Consider the following 22,161-nt stretch of genomic DNA (forward strand, 5'->3'; position numbering starts at 1 on the left):
CACATATAGCGCTAGGTTGTACTATATTATTCAGGAGGGGGGAACAAATATGCATGATATAGAGAAACTTTCAGCACTGTTTTTGTAAGAGGATTGATAACTGACAAAAGTGAGGTTTTGGCGAAATAAAAAATCCTGCTAGTATAGCAGGATAACTCGCGATTAAAAAATGCTCCAACCTTCTTGAGCAGAAAGAAGTTCAAGGATTTTAAAACCGGCAATACTATTTCCGTTTGCATCTAAAGCTGGTCCGAAAATACCGATTCCCATGTCTCCTTTTACGCAGCCAAAAATACCACCGGCTACACCACTTTTTGCAGGAATACCAACACGAATTGCAAATTCACCAGATTCGTTATACATACCACATGTGACCATAAATGTTTTGCAAATTTTTGTAATATGCTTAGGGATAATTTGTTTTTTCTTATATGGATCATATCCATCCATTGCAAAAATTAAGCCGATACGTGCTAAATCGATGCAGTTTACTTCAACTGCGCATTGACGAGTATATAAATCCATAAGTTCTTCAATATCACAATCGATAATTCCGTTTTGTTTCATATAATAACAAAGTGAACGGTTTAGGTAAGCTGTCTCTAGTTCTGAATCGGCAACTTTAGAGGAATAATTAATAGTAGGATTATCTGTTATTTCACGTACAAAATGAAGAATACGTTCCATTTTTTCCTCGTTATCTTTTCCTGCTAACATGCTTGTAATAGCTAAAGCTCCTGCATTTATCATTGGATTAAGGGGTTTGGACGGACTTGTCGTTTCTAACTTAATAATAGAATTAAATGGGTCACCCGTTGGCTCCATTCCAACTTTAGAAAATACATATTCTTCACCACGGTCTAAAAGGGCAAGGGCAAGTGTAATTACTTTGGAAATACTTTGAAGAGTAAATAGTGTTTGTGAGTTGCCTGCATGGATATATTCTGTTTCTTTATGGAAAATGGCAATCCCTAAATCGTCTGGATTTGCATTTCCTAGTTCGGGGATATAAGTAGCAAGTTTTCCTTTTTTCGTATATGGTTTTACTTGTTCTAACAACTGTTGTAAGTTGTTTGTTTCAATGCACTGCATAGTACCAACGCTCCTATTTTGAATTAACTAAGTTTACTTTTCCCGATATGCTCGGAAATAAATAATAACATGAAAAAGTGGAATGATAAAACGAAAGTTCAATGTGCTATAATAGGTCTTTCGTTTCGAGTATTCTGTATTTTAAAAAGGAGAATTTTCCTTTTATATAACAGTTTGGAAATAGGAGATTTATCCATAAAAAGTTCAGAAATAAAAACTACACATCTATACAACTATATGTTATTATGGTTATGTAATAGAAAGCGTTTTCTAAAGCGTACTTATAATGATAACGATTTCATAAATTTAATTAGGGGGAATTAAAATGTTGCAGTTTTTACAACGTATTGGTAAAGCTTTAATGCTTCCGATCGCAGTACTACCAGCAGCAGGATTATTGCTTCGTTTAGGGCAACCAGATGTATTTGATATTCCTGTTATGGCACAGGCCGGCGCAGCAGTTTTTGATAACTTAGCACTTATTTTTGCAATTGGTATTGCAATCGGTCTTTCAGTGGATGGTAGTGGTGCAGCAGGTCTTGCAGGTGCAATTGGTTATCTTGTTATGAAAAATAGTATTGATGCACTTAGCAAAGGGTATTCAACTGCTGAATTACAAGGTAAATTAAGTAAAGTCCAAGATTTAATAGGTAATAGCGCAAATGTAGATCCATCTAAGCTTGCGGATACAATGACACAAGTATCTAAGGCTGCTGAATTATCGACTAAAGTAGATATGAAAGTCTTAGGTGGTATTATTGTTGGTGTTATAGCAGGACTTCTTTATAATAAATTCCATAAGATTAAACTTCCAGAATGGTTAGGTTTCTTTGCTGGAAAACGTTTCGTTCCAATTGTTACATCAGTTGTGATGCTGATATTAGGAATTCTATTTGCACAAATTTGGCCAACAATTCAAAATGGTATTGATGCATTAGCTCATGGAATTGTTAATTTAGGTGCAATTGGTTCAGGATTATTTGGTTTATTAAACCGTTTATTAATCCCAATTGGTTTACACCACGTAATGAACACATACTTCTGGTTTGTATTTGGGGACTTTACAAATGCAGCAGGTAATGTTGTTAATGGTGATATTGCTCGTTTCCTTGCAGGTGACAAAACAGCAGGTATGTTTATGACTGGTTTCTTCCCAGTTATGATGTTCGGTTTACCAGCAGCATGTTTCGCAATGATTGCAGCTGCTAAACCAGAAAAGCGTAAAGCAGTTACTGGTATGTTAGCTGGTCTAGCATTAACTTCATTCTTAACTGGTATTACAGAGCCTATTGAATTCTCATTCATGTTCTTATCACCAGTATTATATGGTATTCATGCTGTACTAACAGGTCTTTCTTTATTCATTACAACATCGCTTGGCATTCATGATGGTTTCTCATTTAGTGCCGGTGCAATCGATTACGCTTTAAACTTCGGTATTGCAACAAAACCAGTCTTACTAGCAGGTATCGGTTTAATTTACGCAGCAATTTATTTCATAGTATTCTACTTCTTAATTAAGAAGTTCGATTTAAAAACTCCTGGTCGTGAAGATGACGATGAGTTAGTTGAAGATGGTGAGGCACCAGTTGCAGGTTCAATCGGTGAAACTTACGTAGCAGCTTTAGGCGGAAAAGAAAACTTAACAGTTATTGATAACTGTGCAACACGTCTACGCTTACAAGTAAAAGATGCTGGTCAAGTAAATGAAGCAGCATTAAAACGTGCTGGTGCAAAAGGTGTTATGAAATTAAGTAATACAAGTGTACAAGTTATCGTAGGTACAAATGTTGAATCTGTTGCCGATGATATGAAAAAACACGTATAAATAATGAGATAAGAGGATGTCCAAAAAGATTGATAAAATCAATTTTTTAGAGGATATCCTCTTTTTTTTGTTAATAATTTAACGGGAATCTTACTTTTGTAAATTTTCTTTTTCTTTTTTGTACATATAGGTTGGTAATATGTGCAGTGCGTGATAAAGTAGGGATGATATAGAATGGATTATCCATAATCTACTAAAATAAATCTTTAATAGAGGAATTAAATTATTGGTGAGTAAGGGGAAAAAAGCAATTATGGATCAGGAGAAAAATAATGCGAATGGGAAAGTACGTCGGCCGATTGTATACATAAAAAGAACAATCATTCTCGTCTTACTATTATCACTTGTATATTTTATGTATACAAAAATTGTTGCGCATAATAAGAAAGAAGAAACTTTAAAAGCGGCAGCAGAAATGAAGAAACAAGAAGAGCTAAAAAAGAAAGAAGAAAAAAAGAAACAAGAAGTACAGAAGCAAAAACAAAAAGAGCAGGAAGAACAAGTGAAGCAAGCGCAAGCTGTGGAGAAGCTTCCCGAGGGACCACCTCAAGAAATTAATGAAAACGCTCAATTGGACCAGTATTTACAAAACGCAGGATTTAGCGGGACAGCTGTTATTGTAAAGAATGGAAAAGTTCTTTTGAATAAAGGGTACGGTATGGCAAATAAAGAACAGAAAGTACCGAATAATTCAGAGACGACTTTTTATATTGGTTCTATTTCAAAGGCATTTGTAGCAACTGCTATTATGCAGTTGAAAGATCAAAATAAATTACAAGTAGAAGATACTGTTGCAAAGTATATTCCAAATTTTCCTCAAGGTAATAGTATTCAGCTAAAACATCTATTAACACATACATCAGGGATTCCCGAATATGAGCAGGGAAAAGAAGATATTTCTCATGAAGAACTGATAAAGCGGATAGGAAATCAAAAGCGTATTGGTGGTCCAGGAGAGAAATGGAAGTATTCTGACTCGAACTACTCTATACTTGCATACATTGCCGAGAAGGTAAGTGGACAGTCGCTCGAAGAATATATTAAACAACATATTTTTGCTATTGCGGGTATGAAACATTCTGGTTTTGGCACAGCGTTAGAACAAACAAGATTCCCATCAACGGGTTATAAAATAGTAAATAATAATATGACAACATCTAATATTCCGAGCATGTCACAACTATATGGTTGTGGTGATATATACACAAGTGCGCATGATTTATATTTATTTAACGAAGCACTATTCTCTGGTAAATTAATTTCAAAAGAGAGTTACGATCAAATGTTTACGGGTGGAAAAAAGGATTACGGGTTTGGATGGTACGTAGACCCAGGAAGCTATTCGAATCACGGTGTAATGCCAGGATGGAATTGCTTAAACGGATTTAGTAAAAATGGTAGTGTATATGTTGTTTTATTATCTAACATTCAAAATAACATTAAATCATTTGGTAAAGTGAATAACGATATTTATTCGATATTGCGGAATATTGAAGTGTAAGAAACTATCCTTTTGGATAGTTTTTTTTATGCCTTGAACCAAATATTTCTTTTAGAAAATGTATGTCTTACCTATCACAAAAATATCTATTTTGTATACATTAAGATGTATGGATGTGAAATTTTATAATCTAAAAATAATAGGAGGAGAAGTGTATGTGTCTGTTCAGAAAATATTGGAATAAATTATCGAGATTGTTTAATAGGCAATTAGATTATTTTTTAGATAATAAGTTATTACCTGCTGTGGAAAGACTTTTATTTTCACAAAACTTCGCGAGATTTATTCAAAGAAACTCTAAGCAAGCTACTGAAGAAGTTATTGAATCAAGTAGATTTCAATCTATTATTTGTAACATTTTAAAAGAATGTACTACATCACCTTTTAAAGAAATTGCAGAGCAGTATTTAGGTAAAAACGTAGAAATTACTGTGACAGTGGGACAGTTAACAGGCGTTATTGTAGCAGTTGGTGATGACTTCTTAACATTGCAAGAAGGAATAGGAACAGAAGTTTTATTACCATTTACAAGTATTATATCAATTAAAGAAGCGTAAGAAAGGAGCGTTATATATGTTATTTACTGATGAATTACGTAACCATGTTGGGGAACTAGTGCAAGTTGTGACAGCTGTAGAAATCATTGCAGGCGTTCTTTTATCTGTGACGGATGGGGCAGTAATTGTTCGTACTTCTCCTTCTTATGGACCACCAGAAGATGTAGTTGTGCGTATTCCTATTATTGCTTATGTTCGCTTGGAAGGGTAAGAGTGATACAAGTATGAGAGTGTCAGTTGTTATTCCAGTGCATAATGAAGCAAGTACTTTATCAAAAGTTTTAGTAGAAGTAAGAAAGCTCGAACCATATGAAATTATCATAGTAGATAATGGATCGACAGATGGTACGAAAGAAATAGCGCTACAGCATAATTGCCGTGTGATTTATTATAGATATTCCCTTGGTAATGATGTGGGACGGGCAATTGGTGCTAGAGAAGCAAAAGGTGAAATTGTTTTATTTTTAGATGGTGATATCGTCATGAAAAGTGAAGAATTATACAATTTTATTAAAGGAATACAGCAAGGACATGAGATTGTTTTAAATAATTTAACATGGTCCGTTTATTTGAAGATGAGACCGCATTATACGACGGTTGGAAAATATATGTTAAATCGTTATTTGAACAAGAAGGAGTTTGTTGTAGGATCTTTAATTGCAATACCACATGCGATAAGTCGTAAAGTGATTGAAAAACTGGGGTGGTGGAATTTAGCAGATCCGGCATTATTTCAAGCGATGGCGATGTCTAGAGGAGTAGATATTTCTGATATGGCTTCAGTTGATGTCATTTACACAAATAAAGTTCGTCCTGTCCATACGGGCACATCACCTGGCTCTCCTTATCCGAAAGCGACTAGTCGTATTATGGGTGATCATTTGCGTGCTTTACAATACGTAATCGAAACATACGGTAATCGCGGTGGTTTTTCAGAGGACAATAGAGATAGAGCGTTTGTAGGAAAGTATAAACCAGTTTTATTACAAAAGAAAAAAGCGAAATATAGTGCCATTATCCCGGTATCAGAAGAAAAAATAACTATAAGGTCTGTTATACAAGAAGTGAAAGAAGCAGGTGTAGATGAAATTATAGTTGTCGCAAATGGAGCAGATGTTGAGACTGTTAAACAGGCAAAGCTAGAGAATGTTATTGTAGTTGAATTTACGAAGGCGCTTGGACATAATGTAGCACGAGCAATAGGGGCTATGCATGCTACGGCAGATATTTGTTTATTCGTTGATGGTGATTTTGTTATTCCAGCAAAAAAACTCACTCCATTTTTACATGCTGTTGAAGATGGAAATGACGTGGTGTTAAATGATTTACAATGCTTATTAGATATGTTTCATCCAGCAGATCCAATTAGTATGGGAAAATACTTTTTGAATTTGGTAGCGAAAAGACCAGATTTATGGAATAACTCACTAACTGCTGTACCACATGCCATTCATAAGAAGGTAATAGAGAAAATAGGATATGACTCCCTTATCATTCCGCCATTAGCACAAGTGAAAGCTATTTTAGAAGGATTCTCTATTACAACAGTAGAGTTAGTAGATGTTATAAAAACAAATCGAGTACGTCCAGAGCAACACGAATTTGTAAATGGGCGTATTTCAGCGTTTGATCGTATTTTCGGTGATCAACTTGAGGCGGTTACGTATTTATTACAACGTACGGATGAACGTGGTGGCTTTACTGATGGAGATAGAGATAGAGATATCATTCAACAATTGAGAAGGGAAGAAGAGAATACAAATGAATAGTAGTAAAGTAGCTATTATTGGGTTAGGGTATGTTGGCCTTCCTTTAGCGGTACATTTTGCAGAAAGAGGGCATACAGTACTTGGATTAGATAAAGATATTAGAAAAATAGACTCAATTATAAAAGGAGAAAGTTATATTCCAGATGTTTCTTCTAAAGAGTTACAAAGTTTATTGACGAAAAAAAAATTAACAGTAAACACACCGGATCAAGGCATTGCTGATTTTCAAAGTAGTGATTATGTTATTGTCACTGTCCCGACTCCAATTAATGAACAAAGAGAACCAGATTTAAGTGCCCTCATTTCAGCTTCGCATTATATACAACAAAACCTTCAAAAAGGACAAACCTTCATTTTTGAAAGCTCCACATATCCAGGCACACTTGAAGAAGTCATCATACCTATTATTTCTCAAAATAGTAACAAGGTAGGGGAAGATTTCTATATCGGATATTCCCCTGAGAGAATTGATCCAGCAAATAGTCAATATTCAGTTCAAGCTATTCCAAAAGTTATTAGTGGACAAACAGAAAAGTGTAGACAAAAGGTACAGGATTTATATAGTACCATTTTTGACGAAGTTGTACCTGTTAGCTCTCCGAAAGTAGCAGAGATGTGCAAGCTATTTGAAAATATTCAGCGCTTAGTTAACATTTCTTTAGTAAATGAACTAAACACACTATGTGAAAGTTTAGGCATTGATTTTTATGAGGCCATTGAAGCGGCATCTACAAAACCATTTGGGTTTACTCCATATTGGCCAGGGCCAGGGATAGGGGGACACTGTATTCCAGTAGACCCTTTATATTTTCAATGGAGAATAAAAAAGAATGGGGCAATTAGTCAATTAATTGAGGCAGCACATATAATTAATGAAGAAATGCCAGAGAAAATGGTCCGGAAAGTAAAAAGTGTGGTGCAATCACCTGCAACGGTGTTAATTGTAGGGATTGCGTATAAAAAAGATGTAAATGATTTGAGAGAATCACCAGCGTTACCGATTATTCAATTATTAAGAAATCAAGGATACGAGATAGAATATCATGATCCTTATATTTCTTTCGCGGAAATTGGAGATAAGGTGTATCAATCTGTTTCTTTAGATAAAGAAAAAGTTAAAAAAGCGGATTGTATTTTAATTTTAACGGATCATTCTAATATTGATTGGAAGCTTTTTAAAGGAATGGACCGAGTAATAGATACACGCGGGATTGTAAAGAAGGTGAGTAAATGAGTAAGAAATGTTTAATTACAGGTGGGGCCGGATTTATCGGGTCGCATTTAGCTGAAGAGTTGATGAGAAGAGGTTATGAGGTCACTGTTGTGGATAACTTTTATAAAGGTAAAAATAAGTACCATGAAGAGTTAATGAAAAAAATCCGTGTTATTCCAATAAGTGTGTTAGATAAAAATTCTATTTATGAATTAGTAGATCAGCATGATGTCGTGTTTCATTTAGCAGCAATTTTAGGTGTGAAAACAACAATGGAAAAAAGTATAGAGCTCATAGAAACGAATTTTGATGGGACGAGAAATATTTTACAAGCAGCGTTAAAAGGAAAGAAGAAAGTAGTTTTTGCTTCTACTTCAGAAGTATATGGTAAGGCCAAGCCACCTTTCTCTGAAGAGGGAGATCGATTATACGGGGCAACTTCTAAAATTCGTTGGAGTTATGCGGTTTGTAAAACTTTGGAAGAGACATTATGTTTAGGATACGCATTAGAAGGTTTACCGGTAACGATTGTTCGATATTTTAATATTTATGGTCCAAGAGCGAAAGATGGTCCGTATGCAGGGGTAATCCCGCGATTTATTAGTGCGGCTTTGCAAGGAGAAGACATTCTCGTATATGGAGATGGAAAGCAGACACGTTGTTTTACGTATGTGAGTGATGCGGTAGAAGCAACAATTCGGGCAATGGATGAGAAGGTAAATGGTGAGATTATTAATATAGGTTCTGAGAATGAACAGAGTATAAAAGAAGTAGCAGAAGTAATTAAAAAATTAACGAATTCTTCTTCGAAGATTGTACAAGTGCCTTTTGAAGAAGTATATCCTCATGGTTTTGAAGAAATTCCAAATAGAAGACCAGATGTAACAAAATTAAAAAAGCTTGTACAATTTCAGGCGAAAGTAACGTGGGAAAACGGATTGAAGGAAACAATTAAGTGGTTTCGTGAACAAAACAATGGCTAAGTCATTATCTGTTATTATTCCTGCATGTAATGAGGTCGATACGATTTCAGACGTTATTCAATCGGTAAGACCATTAAATCCAGTAGAAATTATTGTAGTAGCAAACGGTTGTAATGATGGAACAGAAGATGTTGCAGATCGTTTAGGGTGTAAAGTAATCAAACATACAGAGCTACTAGGGAACGATGTTGGACGTGCAGTCGGCGCAAAACATGCGATAGGTGATGTATTACTATTTATAGATGGTGATTTTGCTATTCAAACTTCAAAATTAAAATTATTCCTTAATCCGATTTTATACGATCAGGCAGATGTAGTTTTAAATAATTTGGATGCATTATTTTTAAAAAGGCAAAAACCTACTTCTATTACAGTATGGCGCCAAATATTAAATGCAATGTTAGAGCGTGAAGAATTAAAAATTAATTCTTTATTAGATGTACCTCATGCGCTGACGAAAGAAGTCGTTCAAAGCATCGGATATGAATGTTTTGTTAATCCTATTGTGGCTCATTTACGCCTACTTCAAAGTAAATGGAGAATTAGTCGTCATTGCGCCATTGACGTTATTACGCCAAATAAATTTCGTCCATTCCAGCATGCTGCATATGGAACAAATCTTTCCCAATCTGAAAAAAGAATGATAGGTGATCATATAGAAGCAGTAGCGGCACGGATATTAAGCAGTGATGAGCGCGGAGGATATTATGATGGAAATAGGAAAAGGGATAGTGTCTATCATACTTTAAGTTTTGAAGAGTTTTATCAAGGATGGGGCGTCACATCTAATTTGTATAAAGGAAAGCAACTATCTGTTGTTATTCCCGTACAAGATGAAGAGAAAACAATTGGAAACGTTATAGAAGAGCTTCGCAAAATTGAACCCTTCGAAATTATCGTTGTCGTAAATGGTTCGTCAGATAAAACGAAAAAAATTGCAAAAGACAAAGGGGCAACGACAATTGTATATAAAGAAGCACTCGGAAATGATGTAGGGCGCTCACTTGGAACTTATTTTGCCAAAGGAGAAATTGTGTTATTTATAGACGGCGATTTTATTATTCCAGCGAGTGAGCTATATCCTTTTGCAAAAGCTATAGCAGATGGAAAGGACGTCGCATTAAATGATTTAAATCACTATTTAGATTTAAGAGTACCACTTCATCTTGTAACTGCATTTAAGTATGCACTAAATTTAGCTTGTGATAGAAAGGATTTAGGGGTAGGCTCACTTATTGCGGTACCTAATGCATTTAGCCAAAAGTGTTTGAAAGCAATTGGGTATAAATCTTTATTGTCACCTTGTGTAGCACAAGTGAAGGCTCTTCTGTCTGGATTTGAAATTGCATGTGTATATCGTGTTGAGGTTGATAAGATGAACCGTATTCGTCCCAGTGAACATTTCGCAAAAATAGGTCACCCTCCAGCTGTACTTCGAATTATAGGTGATCATATAGAGGGACTAGAGCAAATAATTTCATTAACAGACAATCGTGGCGGATTCTATGATGGCAATAGAAAAAGAGATGCTTTATAGAAGTAACAAAAAAAGTGTACAACATGTGTACACTTTTTTGTTCTGTTATAAAAACTATAACAGATTAGGAGATAAGAGTATTACAGCTCTACAATGGGTATTGTTCTTATATTACAAAATAGGACTCGTATATAAGGATACCAAAAAAATACAATTAAGGAAAGGGTTAATTTTAAAGACTTTTAAATGAAGTTAACACTATATATATAGTAGTTTGCTCAATATTTCACAAACATGTCACAACTATTTCGTTCACTTTCGTAAAAAAGTAGTATTCTAAGTGTGTAAGCTGTTATATAAAAAATCTTAGTCCTGTACTAATCAAAAATGGAGGAGATTAGGATGACTCAAGTATTAGAAAATGTTAAAAACGCATGGGAAAACTTTAAAGGTGAAAAATGGAAAGCAGAGATTGATGTTCGCGATTTCATTTTAAATAATGTAAACGTTTTCGAAGGAGACGAATCTTTCTTAGCAGAAGCAACTGAAGCAACGAAACAACTTTGGGATCAAGTAATGGATTTAACAACGAAAGAACGTGAAAACGGTGGCGTTCTTGATATGGATACAAAAATTGTTTCTTCTATTACATCACATGCCCCTGGATACTTAAATAAAGATATTGAAAAAGTAGTCGGTTTCCAAACTGATAAACCATTTAAACGTTCTTTACAACCATATGGTGGTATTCGTATGGCAGAACAAGCTTGTGAATCTTATGGATACGAAATGGATAAAGAACTTAGTCGTATTTTTAGAGATTGGAGAAAAACTCATAACCAAGGTGTATTTGATGCATACACACCAGAAATGAGAAATGCACGTAAATCAGGTGTTATTACGGGTCTTCCAGATGCATACGGACGTGGACGTATTATCGGTGACTATCGCCGAGTAGCGTTATATGGTATTGATCATTTAATTGAAGCGAAAAAAGCTGATTTAAATTTAACTGGCGGTGTAATGAGCGAAGATACAATGCGTTTACGCGAAGAGTTATCTGAGCAAATGCGTGCACTTCAAGAGTTAAAAGAAATGGCCGCTTCTCATGGCTTCGATATTTCTAAGCCAGCAACAAACACGCAAGAAGCATTCCAATGGTTATACTTCGCATACCTTGCAGCGATTAAAGAGCAAAACGGGGCTGCAATGAGTCTTGGGCGTACTTCTACATTCTTAGATATTTACATTGAAAGAGATTTAGCAAATGGTACTTTAACAGAAGAAGAAGTACAAGAAATTGTAGATCACTTCATTATGAAATTACGTCTTGTGAAATTCGCAAGAACACCTGATTATAATGAATTATTCTCTGGTGACCCAACTTGGGTAACTGAATCTATCGGTGGTATGGCATTAGATGGTCGTCCATTAGTAACAAAGAACTCATTCCGTTTCTTGCATACATTAGATAATTTAGGACCAGCTCCAGAACCAAACTTAACTGTTCTTTGGTCTAAACAATTACCAGAGAACTTTAAAAACTACTGTGCGAAAATGTCTATTAAAACATCAGCAATTCAATATGAAAATGATGACATTATGCGCCCTGAATACGGCGATGATTACGGTATTGCATGTTGCGTATCTGCAATGAGAATCGGTAAACAAATGCAGTTCTTCGGAGCTCGTGCAAACTTAGCGAAAGCATTATTATATGCGATTAACGGTGGTAAAGATGAAAAATCTAAAGCACAAGTTGGTCCTGAGTACGCACCAATTACTTCTGAAGTATTAAATTATGAAGAAGTTATGCATAAGTTTGATATGACAATGGAATGGTTGGCGGGTCTATATTTAAACACATTAAATGTTATCCATTACATGCATGATAAATATAGCTATGAACGTATTGAAATGGCACTTCATGATACAAACGTTCTTCGTACAATGGCAACAGGTATTGCTGGTCTATCTGTAGTAGCAGATTCATTAAGTGCAATTAAATACGCAAAAGTAAAACCAATTCGTGATGAAAATGGTATTGCAGTTGACTTCGAGATTGAAGGAGATTTCCCTAAATACGGTAACAATGATGATCGTGTAGATGAGATTGCTGTAAATCTTGTAAAAACATTTATGAATAAACTTCGTAAACATAAAACATACAGAAATTCTGTTCATACAATGTCAATCTTAACAATCACATCTAACGTTGTATACGGTAAGAAAACTGGTAATACTCCAGATGGCCGCCGTACTGGAGAACCATTTGCACCAGGTGCGAACCCAATGCATGGACGTGATACAAAAGGTGCATTAGCTTCATTATTATCTGTGGCTAAATTACCATATGAAGATGCACAAGATGGTATTTCTAATACATTCTCTATTATTCCGAAAGCACTTGGTAAAGAAGATGATGTACAAGTACGTAACTTAGTATCAATGCTTGATGGCTATGCAGTAAAAGAAGGCCACCACTTAAATATTAACGTATTTAACCGTGAAACATTAATGGATGCAATGGAACATCCTGAGAAATATCCACAATTAACAATTCGCGTATCTGGTTACGCTGTAAACTTTATTAAATTAACTCGTGAACAACAAATTGATGTAATTAACCGTACAATGCATGAAAGCATGTAAATGAAAAAAGTGTCCCTTCGCTCTTAATATATAGCGAAGGGAGGCTGTTTCAATAAAGGAGGAAGTAACATGGTAAAAGGAAGAATACATTCTGTAGAGTCTTGTGGTACTGTTGATGGCCCAGGGATTCGTTATGTCATATTTACACAAGGGTGTTTATTACGTTGTCAATATTGTCATAATGCTGATACGTGGGAAATCGGTAAAGGTAAAGAAATAACAGTTGAAGAAGTGATGCAGGATTTGACATGTTACCTTCCATTTATTGAAGCTTCCGGAGGCGGTATAACAGTTAGCGGTGGAGAGCCATTATTACAGCTAGACTTTTTAATTGAGTTGTTTAAAAAGTGTAAAGAGGCTGGTATCCATACAACAATCGACTCTTCTGGTGGTTGTTATTCTGAGGAACCAGAATTCCAAAATAAGCTAGATATTTTAATGGATTATACAGATTTAGTTTTATTGGATCTGAAACATATCAATTCCAAAAAGCATCGTAAATTAACAGGGAAACCAAACGAACATATTTTACAATTTGCTCGTTATTTATCGGATAAGAATAAACCGATTTGGGTACGACACGTATTAGTTCCTGGTGTTACGGATAATGAAGAGGATCTACAAAAACTATCTAGCTTTATTCAAAGTCTGTCTAATGTTCAAAAAGTTGAAGTGTTACCATATCATAAGCTTGGTGTATATAAATGGGAGGCGCTTGGACACAAGTATCCACTCGCAAATGTAGAACCACCTACTGAGAAAAATGTAGAACATGCTAAATATATTTTACAAGCGGTCTAATCCAAATATTGGATTAGGCTTTTTGCTTTCTTTACAATAAAATCTAGAGTATATATTGATAAAAGAGTATACTGAAAATAGAATATCCATAATTTTGTACGGAATAAATGGAGAAATTTACATAATTGTAAAGGGAAATCAAAATAGTAAAAAGAATTAAGAAGTAAAAGAGTGAGTATCATGGAATAGAGAACATTTGTAAGTTATTGCGAAAGCTCTTATAGGAAAGTATAATGTAAAGATATGAGCACAGATAGGATTAAGGGGTCAATCTTATATGCTTTGCATATCCACGACAGGTACATAGCTGAAAGGGAATTATTAGAATCTGTTTATGTAATTTTTAAGGAAAATGTTTTTCCTATTGTCGTATATGCAATATGGAGAAACAAAAAGCTAGGAGTGGATTTGTTTGATAAAAAACCCCAAGGTTTTAATATTAACTGCACATTACGGTAATGGTCATGTGCAAGTAGCAAAAACATTAGAACAAACATTTCGCCAAAAAGGAATTGAAGATGTTATTGTATGCGACTTGTTTGGAGAATCACATCCATTTATAACTGACATTACAAAATATCTATATTTAAAAAGTTATACAATAGGAAAAGAATTATATCGTTTGTTTTATTACGGGGTAGAAAAAATTTATGATAAGAAAATAGCATCTTGGTATGCGAACTTTGGAAGAAAACGTTTGAAAACACTGTTACAGGTGGAGAAACCAGATATTGTAATTAATACATTTCCAATTATCGCTGTACCAGAATTGAAGAAACAAACAGGTATTTCAATTCCTGTCTATAACGTATTAACGGATTTTTGCGTGCACAAAATATGGATTCATCGAGAGGTAGATCGTTATTTTGTTGCAACGGATCATGTGAAAGAATTGATGGTTGATATCGGTGTACCTGCGGAACAAATTGTTGAAACAGGAATTCCAATTCGGAGTAGTTTTGAGTTAAAGGTAAATCCAGAAATCATATATAATAAATATCAGTTATGTAAGAATAAAAAGATTTTACTAATTGTAGCAGGTGCTCATGGGGTATTAGGAAATGTAAAAGAACTATGCCAATCATTTATGTCAGTGCCTAATTTACAAGTAGTTGTCGTTTGTGGGAAAAATGAAGCTTTAAAACAGGATTTATTAAGTTTACAGAAGCAAAATTCCGATGCATTAAAAGTGTTTGGGTATGTTGAAAATATTGATGAATTATTCCGTGTTACTTCTTGTATGATTACGAAGCCAGGCGGAATAACATTAAGTGAAGCAGCAGCGTTGCAAGTACCTGTCATTTTATATAAGCCTGTTCCAGGACAAGAAAATGAAAATGCGATGTACTTTGAAAGAAAGGGAGCAGCAGTTGTCATTCGCGATGATAGTGAGGTTTTTGCAAAAACAGAGGCATTATTACAAGATGATGTGAAGCTTCTTCAAATGAAAGAAGCAATGAAAAGCATCTATCTTCCAGAGCCAGCTGGCCATATTGTAGATGCAATTTTGGCGGAAAATCATGCAGAACCGCGTCATATACCTATTAAATCACCTGCTCTTGCACAATCTTTTACTTAATATGAAACCCTCTTTGTATATGTAAAGAGGGTTCTTTATTATTTTTAAAGAAAATTTAGTGAGTTATCCACAAAAGGATTGCGCTTTCATTAAACAGTAAAGTCGGAATATTAACAACTATATCCACATTGTCCACAATTTTTAGAAAAATATCCACAATTAAAACAGCTGATATATGCTTTAATATAGAAAAATATTAAATGTTTTTGAAAATTACTAACAATTTCATCGGTTTTGTGGATAAAGTTGTCCACAGCAAAAAAGTCCCTTATGTATAAGGGGCTTTTTTGCTTACTTCTATCAGTCGAGAAAATTATGTAATGAAAATGAATAATTAGGGGGGAAACTTCTAATTATTCATTTTCACTTTAAATGCTTTTCGAGCGATATCCTGCTGCACGATCTGCTTTTTGAAATTCGCGTTGATAGAGAACTTCTTGTGTACTAGATAATGTGTTTTTTGCTTTATCACGTTTCTTTTTATCCATTACAAATCACCTCGTGTCTTAAAGTTACTATTTATCGTTTCCAAAGACATGAGGGGATATACGCATATGGAAAATGTTAACGATTGATTATCATTTCAGAAAATTTAGATTACGCTTCTTTTAATTGATGAGCATCTTGGAAGGTTGTATCTCGCATTGTAGCAAGTGTGTATTGATCTTTTGGAATTTCATATAAGTTATACACTTCTTCGTTTGCGTTAATTTCATCATATACGGCTTTTCTTGTTTCGTTTGCTAGATTCACATATTGCAGTTTTTCTGCAGCTTTAATAGAACGAATATTTATTTTACGAATACGCATGAAAATTGTTTCAATATCTAATTCATAGAAAAGTTCACTAAAAAATGAATCTTTTGCCAATTTGTTATAGCCTTTTCCATGATATGGTTTGCCAAGCCATGTCCCGAGAAATCCAGCTTTTTCTTGCACATCAAATAAAGTAATTGTTCCGATAGGGTTACCCCATTCATCTAAAATTGTGCGTGAAATTAATTCACCACGCTCTTCAGCTTCAATCGTTTGTTTCGTTAAGAATAAATATTCTTCATAAGAATAAGCCTTTTGACGCACAAAAGGGAAGACAGCTGGATCCACCATTAACTCGTATAGAACGTGGCTGTCGTGTAAGTCGCGTTTTTTCAACATACTAACTCCTCCTCACACGAGGGTAGCATGACGAAAAAACACCCCACCCTCGAAATTTTTATATCAATCTTTAAAAAATTTCGGGGTGGGAATCGAACCCACTAGAACCAGTTTCTAACGCTGGTGGCGCACCATTTGCCTTCCCCATTCATCAATTTGAAAATGATAATCACGACACAAATTGATTATGGTTTCATTCAGTTTATAATCGTATAATACTTTATCTAGTCAAAAAAATAAACTAGTTTTTTTTATTTTTTTTGTAAATTATTTTTCCATCAATCATAGTTAGTACAGGCTTGGCTAAATAATGGAAAGGATGATGAGTCCATAGCACGAGATCGGCGTCTTTTCCAACCTCGATGCTTCCAATTCTATCCTCTAAACGCAAATTTCGTGCTGGGAATATGGTGATTCCTTCTAGTGCTGTTTTCTCGTCTAACCCTTCTCTTACTGCAACAGCAGCGCAAACATTTAAATATTGAATGGGTGTATAAGGATGATCTGTTGTGATAGAAACTTCCACACCATTTTTTGATAATATATGGTAAGTATCCCATGTTTTATTTTTTAGTTCGATTTTAGAACGGCGTGTCAGAGTGGGACCAACTGAAACCTTCAAATTGTGTTTTGAAAGTTCTTCAACAATAAAGTGTCCTTCTGTGCAATGTTCAATGCGTAAATCGAGATTGAATTCTGTTGCAAAGCGTAGAGCAGAACTAATATCATCTGCTCGGTGAGCGTGGATACGTACGGGTATTTCCCGACGTAATGCTTTTAAAATAGGAAGCATTCGAAAATCAGCTTCGTGCCCGTAGTGTTGTGCTTCATAGAATGATTCCCGAAGTAACCCCATAATCCCCATACGTGTAATGGATTCTTTTGTTCCATTACTATGGACTTTTTTAGGATTTTCTCCAAAGGCAATCTTTAAACCAGCAGGTTCTTGAATAATCATATGATCAATACAAGTTCCAGCTGTTTTTATTACACAAGTAGTACCCCCGATAATATTTTGACTGCCAGGCATAACGTGAACGGTTGTAATTCCGTTTTGTACAGCGTCTTGAAAGGCAATATCGAAAGGATGGATTCCATCTAAAGAACGAATATGTGGTGTTGAAACTTCAGATGTTTCATTGGCATCATTTCCAGCCCAACCAGTACCTTCATCATAGAGACCAAGGTGAGTATGGACATCAATAAAGCCAGGTAAGAGATGGAGTGCTCGTGCATCTATAACGGTCATATCTTGAGTAGGTGGAATAAAAGGTTTGACCTCGGTAATTCGCTCTCCTGTAACGAGTACATCTCCTTGAAATTTTTGAGATGTAATAGGGTATACAATGGCTTGTTTGAGCAATATTTTCATAGGTACCTCATTTCTGTTACTTTATAATGCTAATGGAAGTTAAGGGAAAGTAACTGAAAGGTTATTTGTATGGTAATGCTTCGGATCCTAGAAAATGAAAGTTTTGAAAGAGCCCATGTAAAATTGTGTTTTAGAAGTACTACATTGTATGCGAAAGTATATTTTGTAATGCATGGTCTATTTCTGGAAATGTGTATTGGTATCCATGTTCAATTGCTTTAATGGGTAATACACGTTGCCCTTCTAGTACAAGTATGCTCATTTCACCTAATAAAGTTTGAATGATAAAAGAAGGTACAGGCAACCAATGAGGCTTTTTCATTATAGTTGCAATGGTTTCTCCAAATTCCTTCATTCTTATAGGTGTTGGTGCTGTCATATTAAGAGGACCATCAATTTCTTTTTTGTGTATAATGAAATCCATCATACGAACGACATCGTCTATATGAATCCATGATAACCATTGCTTCCCAGAACCAATGGTGCCGCCGATATAGAATTGATAGGGAAGTAGCATTTTTGGAAGAGCTCCTTCATTTGCACCTAATACAACTCCAAATCTTGCGTAGATTGTTCGTATTCCGAGAGAACGTGCTTTAGATGCTTCTTGTTCCCATGAATATACTGTATTTGCTAAAAAGTCATTTCCAGGAGTCTCATGCTGTTCTGTAAAAGACTCTATTTCAGACGTTCCATAGTATCCAATAGCACTTGCGTTAATAAATGTGTGTGGCTTTGTATGGAGTCCCTGCAATTGTTTAATGAGTCCTTTTGTTGTTTGAATTCTACTGTTTAAAATGGCTTTCTTTTGTTGCTTTGTCCATCTACTATTAATAGACTCTCCGGCTAGATTAATAACTACATCAATAGAAGAGAGGGGGAAGGTTTGTAAATCTGGTGTCCATTGAACATACTGAAGGTTAGGATCGGAAGTTTCAGTAGTTTTTTTTCGTGTGAGAATGTAAACAGTATATCCTTTTTGAATAAAAAAAGTAGAAAGGGATTTACCGATAAAGCCTGTACCACCAGAAATTGCGATTTTCACAAGTATTTCCTCCTCATTATATATATTCTTGAAAAGAAAAAATGTTCCTCGACTATGTTAAAATAATAGAGAGGTGAGAGTATGGCTGTCATTACAAAAATAGAAGTACAAAAACGATCGAAAGAACGATTTAATATTTATATTGATAAAGGTCAAGGCGAAGAGTACGGATTTAGTGTGGATCAAGTAATCTTAATAAAACATGGATTACAAAAAGGATTAGAAATCGATGAAATCGAGTTAGGAAATATTTTGTACAATGAAGAAGTACAAAAAGCATATTTACAAGCAATCTCCTATTTATCCTATCAAATGAGAACAAAACAAGAAATAGAAGATTTTTTACGAAAAAAAGAAGTGGGACAGGCCATCATCTCTGAAGTCGTTTCGAAATTATTACATGACCGATATATTAATGATAAAGAGTATGCTGTTTTATATACGCGAACGCAAAGTAATGTGAATCGAAAAGGTCCAACTGTTATTAAAAGAGAGTTATTAAATAAAGGTGTTCAGGATTTAATTATTACACATAGTTTACAAGAATATCCGAAGGAAAAGCAAATTGAGAATGCCTTGTTTCTCATAGAGAAGAAGAAAAAATCTTATCAAAAACATTCTTTTTTACAAATGAAACTAAAGTTAGATGAGATGCTTGTTCGAAAAGGATATTCTAGAGAAGTAATTCAAATTTGTTTGGAAGAATTGAAAGACGAAAAAGATGACGAAAAGCAACAAGAAGCGTTACACTATCATGGGAATAAATATTATGAGAAATATAAGAAGCATGATGGATGGACATTTGAAAACAAGATGAAACAAGCGTTATATCGAAAAGGATTCTCTATTGATGAAATCGAGATATTTTTGCAAATGAAACGCGAAGAGGAATGAGGAGAATAAGATGAATATGCCAAAACGCTACAGTGAAATGACACCGCATGAGCTAAGGGAAGAAATTGGCGCTTTGAAGGAGCAAGCAGTAAAAGCTGAGCAGCTTGGGATTGTCAATGAATTTGATGTATTAATGAGAAAAATGGCAATGGCTCGTGCTTATATGACGGATATAAACAAATTCCGTATTGGTGAAACATATGAATTAGTAGAAGAACCTGGTGTATTATTTAAAATTACGTATTTCAATGGGGTATTTGCTTGGGGATATAAGCAAAATGATAATGAAGAGATTGGCATACCAATTTCCTTATTGCAAGAAAAATAAAAACCAGAGAGCATATATCTCTCTGGTTTTCATCTTTGGTAGGCGTTAAAGGAGATAGGAGATTCTAAAATTGGCGTTTTTTACATTCATTTGCCAATATAATGAGAGACTGGGTTTGTTGCGTCTGTCCGTTAACTTGCGCTTTCGCATGTTTTGGACGAGTCCACGTATGGTTAAATAATTCAGAACGACTATCTAAGCGATCACGGTAGCTCATCTTTATCACCTCGTGTAGGAAGTTAATTTAATTTGTATTACTCTTCCTGCTGATTTGCAGCACGCATACGTTCTTGTGGGTGCGTGTTAATTGTGCCGTTAGGTCGTTTCGAAGCGAAGCGTGATTTCGCTTTCGGTTGACCGTCGATTTTGCTGTTGTTTTTTGACTCAGACCAAAATTCGGCTTGTTTACCCATTACGAACGCCCTCCTCATTATCGGTTGATACCTCTTTAAGAAGTATCAATTATAGAATGTGCAAAATTGAAGAAACTATCCTTTAGAAATGAAGGGATAAATAGGTAAAAGGAGATTATAATATGAATGATATTTATGAAACATTAACGAAAGAATTATTAGACAAGAATGACAAGCTTTCTTACGCACAAGCTCGTGCGTGGGTTGAGTTACTATGGGAAGATTTTCAAACAACTTATGCAAAATCAGGTCGTTATCAAGGCGATGAAATGACGGAACAAGTGGTACGATCATGGATTAATAATCATGGTGTACGCCTTCATGAAATGCGTACAAATAATCCGAAGTATAGTCATTTAATTAATCAAGAAGATCATTTGAAACATTAAAAAAAGCGACTTAAGTCGCTTTTTTTAATGTGGAAGTAATTCCAGTTTTTTTCGAAGCTTTTCTTCACTAAAGATCCATCCTGTATAGGAACTAATAATATTTAAATTGTGGTCGAGCTGAACGATTGCAACAAATGGATAATAATCTTTACTTCGATATCGTAAATCAATGAATCGTACTTCATAATAATGGTCATGATCAAAAATATCCCAGCGATATACAGGAGAGAAAGATAGAAAGGCCGAGATGTTTTCATCTTGTTTAGCTGCTCGCATAATATTATTGTCTGGGAACGGTACCCGATCGAACTTATCATATATCATGATGTTACCACGGTGCCATCTCGCAACGTAGTAATAATCAGCCGTAACGATTGCTAAATGGTAATGGTAAAATCGGTAAGAAGGAGAAATGATAATCTTTTCGACATTTTTGAAACGTTTGTGTACAACGCTTCTTATATTTCTGTGCATCATAATCCGTCCGATATAGTAAACAATCATTAATATATATGCCGCTAAAGCTGTATATCCCTTATGAGAACCGACGAGCATGCAAGCAATTGCAAGTATATGGATAAAGAAAATTACGGTGTCGAATGTATTAATCACGCCGAGTGCGACCCATTTTTTTGTGAAAGGCCGTAATGCTTGTGTACCATAGGCATTGAAAATATCTACAAAGACGTGAAGGAAGACAGCAATAAATGACCAAAGCAGTAGATGAAGATATGGAGCGTCTGAAAAGAAGGCGAAAGAGATGCCACTTATAAGGAATGACCAAAGAATTACCGCAGGAATAGAATGAGTAATTCCACGATGATTTCTTATATATTTAGCGTTATTACGCAATTTTAAAACTGTGTCAATGTCAGGAATGTTGGAACCAGCAATTGTAGCAAGCATAACAGCTTGGGGGCCAATATCACTTTGTGCTATGGCTGGATCTAATGTTGCTAAGCTACCTAAAGTGATACCCATAACAAGGTGAGTGGCTGTGTCCATAGAAATCCACCTCCGTTTTTTATTAATGTAACTCTTTTTATTCGATACCTCAAGTCCTTTGCCTTCTATTTCCTGTATCATCTTACTTAAATTTTTTCCTAAAATCTT

At 35.0% G+C, this 22,161-nt stretch carries 23 protein-coding genes and 1 pseudogene; 16 read left to right on the forward strand and 8 right to left on the reverse strand.

The window, feature by feature from the left end; genetic code table 11:
* Window positions 1–162 precede the first annotated feature (162 nt).
* On the reverse strand, window positions 163–1,092 hold the full coding sequence (gene glsA, locus HFD78_RS24585) for a glutaminase A (protein ID WP_001149850.1): 930 nt from the start codon (window positions 1,090–1,092) through the stop codon (window positions 163–165).
* A 69-nt stretch (window positions 1,093–1,161) separates the two neighbouring features.
* Here glsA and HFD78_RS30005 point away from each other — a divergent pair.
* From HFD78_RS30005 to HFD78_RS24645, 13 genes and pseudogenes are all read left to right on the forward strand, one after another.
* Window positions 1,162–1,276: pseudogene (locus tag HFD78_RS30005) on the forward strand (transcriptional regulator).
* A gap of 141 nt (window positions 1,277–1,417) precedes the next feature.
* Complete coding sequence (nagE, locus tag HFD78_RS24590; protein WP_000938903.1) at window positions 1,418–2,920, forward strand: N-acetylglucosamine-specific PTS transporter subunit IIBC; 1,503 nt, start codon at window positions 1,418–1,420, stop codon at window positions 2,918–2,920.
* Between the two features lie 253 nt (window positions 2,921–3,173).
* The gene (locus HFD78_RS24595) at window positions 3,174–4,421 is read left to right on the forward strand and encodes a serine hydrolase domain-containing protein (protein WP_000371842.1); all 1,248 of its coding nucleotides are present in this window, start codon (window positions 3,174–3,176) and stop codon (window positions 4,419–4,421) included.
* A 155-nt stretch (window positions 4,422–4,576) separates the two neighbouring features.
* Window positions 4,577–4,978 (forward strand): LSm family protein, encoded by a 402-nt coding sequence (locus HFD78_RS24600; protein ID WP_000335548.1) that lies wholly within the window; start codon window positions 4,577–4,579, stop codon window positions 4,976–4,978.
* Window positions 4,979–4,994: 16 nt separating this feature from the next.
* Entirely contained in the window at window positions 4,995–5,189 is a 195-nt protein-coding gene (locus tag HFD78_RS24605; protein WP_000899469.1) for an LSm family protein, read from the forward strand.
* A 13-nt stretch (window positions 5,190–5,202) separates the two neighbouring features.
* On the forward strand, window positions 5,203–6,747 hold the full coding sequence (locus tag HFD78_RS24610; RefSeq protein WP_001266463.1) for a glycosyltransferase family 2 protein: 1,545 nt from the start codon (window positions 5,203–5,205) through the stop codon (window positions 6,745–6,747).
* Entirely contained in the window at window positions 6,740–7,981 is a 1,242-nt protein-coding gene (locus HFD78_RS24615; protein WP_001088933.1) for a nucleotide sugar dehydrogenase, read from the forward strand. Before HFD78_RS24610 ends, HFD78_RS24615 begins: the two co-directional genes overlap by 8 nt.
* The gene (locus tag HFD78_RS24620) at window positions 7,978–8,943 is read left to right on the forward strand and encodes an NAD-dependent epimerase/dehydratase family protein (RefSeq protein WP_000037016.1); all 966 of its coding nucleotides are present in this window, start codon (window positions 7,978–7,980) and stop codon (window positions 8,941–8,943) included. Before HFD78_RS24615 ends, HFD78_RS24620 begins: the two co-directional genes overlap by 4 nt.
* Complete coding sequence (locus HFD78_RS24625) at window positions 8,936–10,480, forward strand: glycosyltransferase family 2 protein (RefSeq protein ID WP_033668239.1); 1,545 nt, start codon at window positions 8,936–8,938, stop codon at window positions 10,478–10,480. The genes HFD78_RS24620 and HFD78_RS24625 overlap by 8 nt, the downstream gene beginning before the upstream one ends.
* Window positions 10,449–10,670, forward strand: coding sequence for a hypothetical protein (locus HFD78_RS24630; RefSeq protein ID WP_033667872.1), 222 nt, complete (start codon window positions 10,449–10,451; stop codon window positions 10,668–10,670). Before HFD78_RS24625 ends, HFD78_RS24630 begins: the two co-directional genes overlap by 32 nt.
* Before the next feature lie 152 nt (window positions 10,671–10,822).
* Complete coding sequence (gene pflB / locus HFD78_RS24635; protein ID WP_000195464.1) at window positions 10,823–13,072, forward strand: formate C-acetyltransferase; 2,250 nt, start codon at window positions 10,823–10,825, stop codon at window positions 13,070–13,072.
* Between the two features lie 69 nt (window positions 13,073–13,141).
* Entirely contained in the window at window positions 13,142–13,873 is a 732-nt protein-coding gene (pflA, locus tag HFD78_RS24640) for a pyruvate formate-lyase-activating protein (RefSeq protein ID WP_000238457.1), read from the forward strand.
* A 412-nt stretch (window positions 13,874–14,285) separates the two neighbouring features.
* Complete coding sequence (locus HFD78_RS24645; RefSeq protein ID WP_000594688.1) at window positions 14,286–15,452, forward strand: diglucosyl diacylglycerol synthase; 1,167 nt, start codon at window positions 14,286–14,288, stop codon at window positions 15,450–15,452.
* A gap of 368 nt (window positions 15,453–15,820) precedes the next feature.
* Here the strand turns inward: HFD78_RS24645 and HFD78_RS24650 are convergent, their stop codons facing one another.
* The 4 genes from HFD78_RS24650 to HFD78_RS24665 all read right to left on the reverse strand — a co-directional run bounded on the left by HFD78_RS24650 (window position 15,821) and on the right by HFD78_RS24665 (window position 19,024).
* Window positions 15,821–15,940, reverse strand: coding sequence for a YfhE family protein (locus tag HFD78_RS24650; RefSeq protein ID WP_000358482.1), 120 nt, complete (start codon window positions 15,938–15,940; stop codon window positions 15,821–15,823).
* Window positions 15,941–16,049: 109 nt separating this feature from the next.
* Window positions 16,050–16,607: a GNAT family N-acetyltransferase gene (locus HFD78_RS24655; RefSeq protein ID WP_000914737.1), complete on the reverse strand. Its 558-nt coding sequence runs from the start codon at window positions 16,605–16,607 to the stop codon at window positions 16,050–16,052.
* Between the two features lie 241 nt (window positions 16,608–16,848).
* Window positions 16,849–17,979 carry an amidohydrolase gene (locus HFD78_RS24660; protein WP_000698314.1) on the reverse strand — a complete coding sequence of 377 codons (1,131 nt, stop codon included), beginning with the start codon at window positions 17,977–17,979 and terminating at the stop codon, window positions 16,849–16,851.
* Between the two features lie 139 nt (window positions 17,980–18,118).
* The gene (locus HFD78_RS24665) at window positions 18,119–19,024 is read right to left on the reverse strand and encodes a TIGR01777 family oxidoreductase (RefSeq protein WP_000684380.1); all 906 of its coding nucleotides are present in this window, start codon (window positions 19,022–19,024) and stop codon (window positions 18,119–18,121) included.
* 81 nt (window positions 19,025–19,105) lie between these two features.
* Between HFD78_RS24665 and recX the strand changes: the two genes are divergently transcribed.
* The gene (gene recX / locus HFD78_RS24670) at window positions 19,106–19,918 is read left to right on the forward strand and encodes a recombination regulator RecX (RefSeq protein ID WP_000268502.1); all 813 of its coding nucleotides are present in this window, start codon (window positions 19,106–19,108) and stop codon (window positions 19,916–19,918) included.
* A gap of 10 nt (window positions 19,919–19,928) precedes the next feature.
* Window positions 19,929–20,246, forward strand: a complete 318-nt coding sequence (locus HFD78_RS24675; RefSeq protein ID WP_001057024.1) for a YfhH family protein — start codon at window positions 19,929–19,931, stop codon at window positions 20,244–20,246.
* A 64-nt stretch (window positions 20,247–20,310) separates the two neighbouring features.
* On the opposite strand, the gene HFD78_RS24680 is transcribed toward HFD78_RS24675, so the two are convergent.
* Window positions 20,311–20,463, reverse strand: a complete 153-nt coding sequence (locus tag HFD78_RS24680; protein ID WP_000122093.1) for a YpzG family protein — start codon at window positions 20,461–20,463, stop codon at window positions 20,311–20,313.
* A 37-nt stretch (window positions 20,464–20,500) separates the two neighbouring features.
* Window positions 20,501–20,659, reverse strand: coding sequence for a small, acid-soluble spore protein K (locus tag HFD78_RS24685; RefSeq protein ID WP_000517891.1), 159 nt, complete (start codon window positions 20,657–20,659; stop codon window positions 20,501–20,503).
* A 122-nt stretch (window positions 20,660–20,781) separates the two neighbouring features.
* Here HFD78_RS24685 and HFD78_RS24690 point away from each other — a divergent pair, with 122 nt between their 5' ends.
* Entirely contained in the window at window positions 20,782–21,048 is a 267-nt protein-coding gene (locus tag HFD78_RS24690; RefSeq protein WP_000998166.1) for a YfhJ family protein, read from the forward strand.
* A gap of 24 nt (window positions 21,049–21,072) precedes the next feature.
* Here the strand turns inward: HFD78_RS24690 and HFD78_RS24695 are convergent, their stop codons facing one another.
* Window positions 21,073–22,053 (reverse strand): metal-dependent hydrolase, encoded by a 981-nt coding sequence (locus HFD78_RS24695; RefSeq protein ID WP_000379106.1) that lies wholly within the window; start codon window positions 22,051–22,053, stop codon window positions 21,073–21,075.
* Window positions 22,054–22,161: the final 108 nt, after the last annotated feature.

The sequence above is a fragment of the Bacillus sp. EKM501B genome, assembly GCF_011800505.1.
Classification (GTDB): Bacteria; Bacillota; Bacilli; order Bacillales; family Bacillaceae_G; genus Bacillus_A; species Bacillus_A cereus.

Coding starts and splice junctions, on each gene's coding strand:
- HFD78_RS24620 (WP_000037016.1), top strand. CDS start 7,978: ATGAGTAAGAAATGTTTAATTACAGGTGGGGCCGGATTTATCGGGTCG.
- glsA (WP_001149850.1), bottom strand. CDS start 1,092: ATGCAGTGCATTGAAACAAACAACTTACAACAGTTGTTAGAACAAGTA.
- HFD78_RS24685 (WP_000517891.1), bottom strand. CDS start 20,659: ATGGGTAAACAAGCCGAATTTTGGTCTGAGTCAAAAAACAACAGCAAA.
- HFD78_RS24600 (WP_000335548.1), top strand. CDS start 4,577: ATGTGTCTGTTCAGAAAATATTGGAATAAATTATCGAGATTGTTTAAT.
- nagE (WP_000938903.1), top strand. CDS start 1,418: ATGTTGCAGTTTTTACAACGTATTGGTAAAGCTTTAATGCTTCCGATC.
- HFD78_RS24690 (WP_000998166.1), top strand. CDS start 20,782: ATGAATGATATTTATGAAACATTAACGAAAGAATTATTAGACAAGAAT.
- pflB (WP_000195464.1), top strand. CDS start 10,823: ATGACTCAAGTATTAGAAAATGTTAAAAACGCATGGGAAAACTTTAAA.
- HFD78_RS24660 (WP_000698314.1), bottom strand. CDS start 17,979: ATGAAAATATTGCTCAAACAAGCCATTGTATACCCTATTACATCTCAA.
- HFD78_RS24650 (WP_000358482.1), bottom strand. CDS start 15,940: ATGGATAAAAAGAAACGTGATAAAGCAAAAAACACATTATCTAGTACA.
- HFD78_RS24595 (WP_000371842.1), top strand. CDS start 3,174: ATGGATCAGGAGAAAAATAATGCGAATGGGAAAGTACGTCGGCCGATT.
- HFD78_RS24630 (WP_033667872.1), top strand. CDS start 10,449: ATGATGGCAATAGAAAAAGAGATGCTTTATAGAAGTAACAAAAAAAGT.
- pflA (WP_000238457.1), top strand. CDS start 13,142: ATGGTAAAAGGAAGAATACATTCTGTAGAGTCTTGTGGTACTGTTGAT.
- HFD78_RS24605 (WP_000899469.1), top strand. CDS start 4,995: ATGTTATTTACTGATGAATTACGTAACCATGTTGGGGAACTAGTGCAA.
- HFD78_RS24610 (WP_001266463.1), top strand. CDS start 5,203: ATGAGAGTGTCAGTTGTTATTCCAGTGCATAATGAAGCAAGTACTTTA.
- HFD78_RS24675 (WP_001057024.1), top strand. CDS start 19,929: ATGAATATGCCAAAACGCTACAGTGAAATGACACCGCATGAGCTAAGG.
- HFD78_RS24695 (WP_000379106.1), bottom strand. CDS start 22,053: ATGGACACAGCCACTCACCTTGTTATGGGTATCACTTTAGGTAGCTTA.
- HFD78_RS24625 (WP_033668239.1), top strand. CDS start 8,936: ATGGCTAAGTCATTATCTGTTATTATTCCTGCATGTAATGAGGTCGAT.
- HFD78_RS24655 (WP_000914737.1), bottom strand. CDS start 16,607: ATGTTGAAAAAACGCGACTTACACGACAGCCACGTTCTATACGAGTTA.
- HFD78_RS24680 (WP_000122093.1), bottom strand. CDS start 20,463: ATGAGCTACCGTGATCGCTTAGATAGTCGTTCTGAATTATTTAACCAT.
- HFD78_RS24615 (WP_001088933.1), top strand. CDS start 6,740: ATGAATAGTAGTAAAGTAGCTATTATTGGGTTAGGGTATGTTGGCCTT.
- recX (WP_000268502.1), top strand. CDS start 19,106: ATGGCTGTCATTACAAAAATAGAAGTACAAAAACGATCGAAAGAACGA.